This window comes from Gordonia sp. (in: high G+C Gram-positive bacteria), from assembly GCF_049299075.1.
In the GTDB taxonomy this organism is placed as follows: Bacteria; Actinomycetota; Actinomycetes; order Mycobacteriales; family Mycobacteriaceae; genus Gordonia.
Genome location: NZ_JBAQWU010000164.1, coordinates 1 through 3,874, shown reverse-complemented (window position 1 = coordinate 3,874; position 3,874 = coordinate 1). Strand labels below are relative to the sequence as shown.

Below are 3,874 nucleotides of genomic sequence, written 5' to 3'. Positions count from 1 at the left end.
GCTGCCCTCACCCCGCCGGTGTTGCGGGCCCTCGCGGTGCGCCTCGCCCACGGCGGCGGGCGGGCGCCCGGGGACACTCCGCCGGGCGGTGTTTCCGGTGCGCTCGTCGTCTCCTCGGTGAACCGCGGCCCGGCCGATCTCACCCTCGCCGGGGGGACGGCGGTCTTCACCGCCGGTTTTCCGGCGCTGTCCGGTGTGCACCTGGCCAGCCTCGGTGTCCACGGACTCGGTGAGACGATCACGGTGGCGCTGACAACCGACCCGGACCGCGTCGACGCCGATCACCTGGGCCGGATGCTGGAAACGGCTCTGCGCCGTACAGTCGAGGCATGACGTACCTCACAGAGAATCCAGCCACCGGCGAGGTCGAGCAGACCTTCGACACCATGCGCGATCAGGATGTCGACGATGTGCTGGCGCGGGCCGACGCGGGCTATCAGCAGTGGCGCACCACGTCGATCGACGAACGCGTGCGGATGCTGCGGGCGACTGCCGCCGCCTACCGTGATCGCGCCGTGGAACTGGCTGCCATCGTCTCGCGTGAGATGGGCAAGCCGCTCGCGCAGGCGCACGGTGAGCTGGCGCTGACCTCGATGATCTACGACTGGTACGCCGAGCACGGTCCAGCCCAACTGGAGACCGAGGAGCTCGATCCGCAGGGCGCGGCCAGCTCCATCGTCACGCGTTCGCCGGTCGGGGCAATCCTGGGCATCATGCCGTGGAACTTCCCGTACTACCAGGTGGCGCGCTTTGCGGCGCCGAACCTGTTGCTGGGCAACACCGTGGTACTCAAGCACGCGCCGATCTGCGCTGCGTCGTCGGCCGTGATGGAAGAGATTGCGCACGTCGCGGGTGTCCCTACCGACGCGTACATCAACGTCTACGCGAGCAATGAGCAGGCCGCCACGATGATCGCCGATAAGCGGATCCACGGGGTGTCGCTGACCGGCAGCGGTCGCGCCGGTGCCGCCGTCGCCCAAACCGCCGCTGCGCACCTGAAGAAGTCGGTGCTCGAGCTCGGTGGCTCGGATGCGTTCATCGTGCTCGACACTCCGGACGTCGGCGCGCTGGCGGCGGGTGCCGCGAACGGGCGAGTGATGAACTGCGGTCAGGCCTGCAACTCGCCTAAGCGGTTCATCGTGCACGAGGACTTGTACGACGGTTTTGTCGCCGGTCTCACCTCGGCCTTCGCCGGGCTTACCGTGGGCGATCCGGCCGATCCAGCCACCCAGGTCGGCCCACTCTCCTCGGTCACCGCGCGCGATAACGTCGTCGAGCAGGTGAAGCGGGCGGTGGCGCAGGGTGCGACCTTGCACACCGGGGGCGCGGCACTCGACGGACCGGGAGCGTTCATGGCACCGGCCGTCCTGACCGGTGTGACGTCGGAGATGGACGCCTTCGGCGAGGAGATCTTCGGCCCGGTGGCCGTTGTCTACTCGGTCTCCGATGACGACGAAGCCGTGGCACTCGCGAACGCCGTCGACTACGGTCTGTCCGGTTCGGTGTGGAGCACCGACGTGGAGCGCGCCACTGCCGTCGCCGATCGTCTCGATGTTGGGATGGCGATGGTCAACGAGCACGGCACCTCGCTGCCCGGCCTGCCGTTCGGCGGGGTGAAGGCCTCCGGCTACGGCCGGGAGTTGGGCGCGTGGGGGATGAGCGAGTTCGCGAACCTGCGGTTGCGCCGGATCGCCGCGTCCTGATCTACCCAACACACCACCGGGCTCGGACCGCACGGCCCGAGCCCGGTGGTGCGTGTGCGACTGGAGACGGCTAGTCCAGGTAGTTGTCCGAGGCGGCGATGGTGCGCGGGTTGCCCCGCGTGAGGCGCTTGGGCAGCCGCTCGGCGAGGCCGCCGATCGGGGCCACCGAGCGGTTGAGTAACTCGACTACTTCGTTGAGGTGATCGACCGTCCCCTGCAGCTCCGCGAGATTCTGCGGCAGGGCCGCCAACGTGTCCGACAGCTCGGCGAACTTGTCCAGGGGGCCGCCCTCGGCGATCAACCGCTCCAGGGCGCCGCCCTCGCCGACCAGCTGATCGAGCAACCCGTCGTCGGAGGCGGCCCGCTCGAGCATGCCGCCGGGCTGGGCCAGTTTGGTGAGCACACCGTCCGGCGCCGTCAGCTTGTCGATGATGCCGCCCTGGGAGGTGAGACGCTCCAGTACGCCTTCGTTCTCGGTGATCTGATCGATCACGCCGCCCGGGCGAGTCAGCCGATCGAGGGGTCCGCCTGCGGCGGCGATCCGCATCAGGGCGCCGTCCTCGTCGATCAGCACGTCGATCGCGCCGCCCGGCGTGGTCAACCGGTCCAGGATTCCGTCGGACTCGGTGAACTGGTCGACGACGCCGCCCGGCCGGGTCAGCCGATCGATCGGTCCGCCTGCGGCGGCGATCCGCATCAGGGCGCCGTTCTCGTCGGTCATCGAGTCCAGCAGCCCGCCGGGAGCAGTGAGCTTCTCCAGTAGACCGTCGGGTGCGGTGAGGCGGTCGATCACTCCGCCGGGCCGAATCAGCCGGTCGAGCGGACCACCGACGGACAACAGTCGACCGAAGGGGCGATCGGGCGTCAGCAGGTCGGCGACCTGCGCGATGATCGCCAGCGGCGCACGCATTCCAGTGATGTCGCCCAGATCGCTGCCCATCGACTCGCCCAGGGCATCGCCGATCTCGTGCTCTGCATTCGCGGTCGCCAACCGGGCGACGTTGAGAGCGGACTCGACGGTGCCCAGCACGATCTCGGCTCCGGCGAAGCCCAAGCGCAGCGGGGCCGAAATCAGCGATTTTGGGCTGAGCCGGGGACCTGACTGCGCCTTCGGCGGCTGCGGTGCGGTCGACGCGGAGCGCGGCTGCAGGTCCTTCTTCGCCTCACTCATGGGAGAGAACTCTACGCGCTACGACCTCGCCGCAAGCTTCTTGGCCTTCTTGTATTCGCGCACCTTCAGCAGCGAATCGGGGTCGACGACGTCGGCGATCGACCGGTAGCCATCGAGCGCGAAGTCCCCAGCGATCCGCTCCCAGCCGTCCGGGCGGCAGTCCAGTTGTTTGCCGAGGAGCGCGACAAACATCTTGACTTTCGCCTTTCCGTAGCCGGGCAGGCCTTCGAGGCGGCGGGCCAGATCGCGCCCGGAGGTGGCTTCGGTCCAGACCCGCTCGGCGCGGCCGTCGTATTCGTCGACGATCACCCGCGCCAGCTGTTGGATGCGTTCAGCCATCGACCGTCCGTACCGGTGGATCGCCGGCGGGGTCGCGCACAGTTCGGCAAAAGTGCCCGGATCTGCCGTGGCGATAGCCGTCGGGTTCAGGTTGCCAAAGCGCTCGGTGATTTTCATCGGACCGGCGAAGGCCCGTTCCATCGGGAACTGCTGATCCAACAGGCCGCCAATCAGCAGGGCGAACGGGTCATGCGAGATCAGCTTGTCCGCGACGGGATCCATGGTCAGGTGCAGTTCGGCCATACCCGGTAGCGTAGCGCCCAATTCGGCCCGCTTGCTGCGCGCGGGGCGAGGGTGCGGCACACTGCGTGGCATGGCTCGCATGACTACCCAGACCCGCACCGTCACCGCGCTCGCGCTCACCGCGGCAGTCGCCGTCGGCGGTGTCGCGATCGGGGAGGCGAACGCCGACCCGAACGGCAACTACGTCAAAACTATTCGCTGCGATAGCCCCGATCCGTTCGCAGGCCCACCACTGCGCGTGACCGTCGATGTATGGAATAAGGTCACGCGCCCGTCGGACGGGCTGCCGGGGCCGGCGGTCGAGCTGATTTCCAACAACGCCCGTGGGCAGGGATTGTTCCCGAACGCCGGGATCTACACCATCGAGACCACGGTCAACTGGCGCAACGTCACCACCGGCAAGCGCGGTGTAGTACGG

At 68.4% G+C, this 3,874-nt stretch carries 4 protein-coding genes and 1 pseudogene; 3 read left to right on the top strand and 2 right to left on the bottom strand.

Annotation, left to right across the window (positions count from 1 at the left end; translation table 11 throughout):
• Positions 1-333 (top strand): annotated as a pseudogene (locus WAW85_RS05610) (hypothetical protein); the annotation flags it as partial.
• Positions 330-1,703 (top strand): NAD-dependent succinate-semialdehyde dehydrogenase, encoded by a 1,374-nt coding sequence (locus WAW85_RS05605; RefSeq protein ID WP_422558657.1) that lies wholly within the window; start codon positions 330-332, stop codon positions 1,701-1,703. The pseudogene WAW85_RS05610 and the gene WAW85_RS05605, both read left to right, overlap by 4 nt.
• 70 nt (positions 1,704-1,773) lie before the next feature.
• Here WAW85_RS05605 and WAW85_RS05600 read toward each other — a convergent pair whose 3' ends face one another.
• Both WAW85_RS05600 and WAW85_RS05595 read right to left on the bottom strand, forming a co-directional pair.
• The gene (locus tag WAW85_RS05600) at positions 1,774-2,613 is read right to left on the bottom strand and encodes a hypothetical protein (RefSeq protein WP_422558658.1); all 840 of its coding nucleotides are present in this window, start codon (positions 2,611-2,613) and stop codon (positions 1,774-1,776) included.
• A 279-nt stretch (positions 2,614-2,892) separates the two neighbouring features.
• A complete protein-coding gene (locus WAW85_RS05595) occupies positions 2,893-3,456 on the bottom strand; it encodes an HhH-GPD-type base excision DNA repair protein (protein WP_422558656.1) in 564 nt (187 codons plus the stop codon).
• 70 nt (positions 3,457-3,526) lie between these two features.
• On the opposite strand from WAW85_RS05595, the gene WAW85_RS05590 reads away from it, so the two are divergent.
• Positions 3,527-3,874, top strand: a 348-nt coding sequence (locus tag WAW85_RS05590; protein ID WP_422558655.1) for a hypothetical protein, incomplete at its 3' end; no start/stop codon positions are given.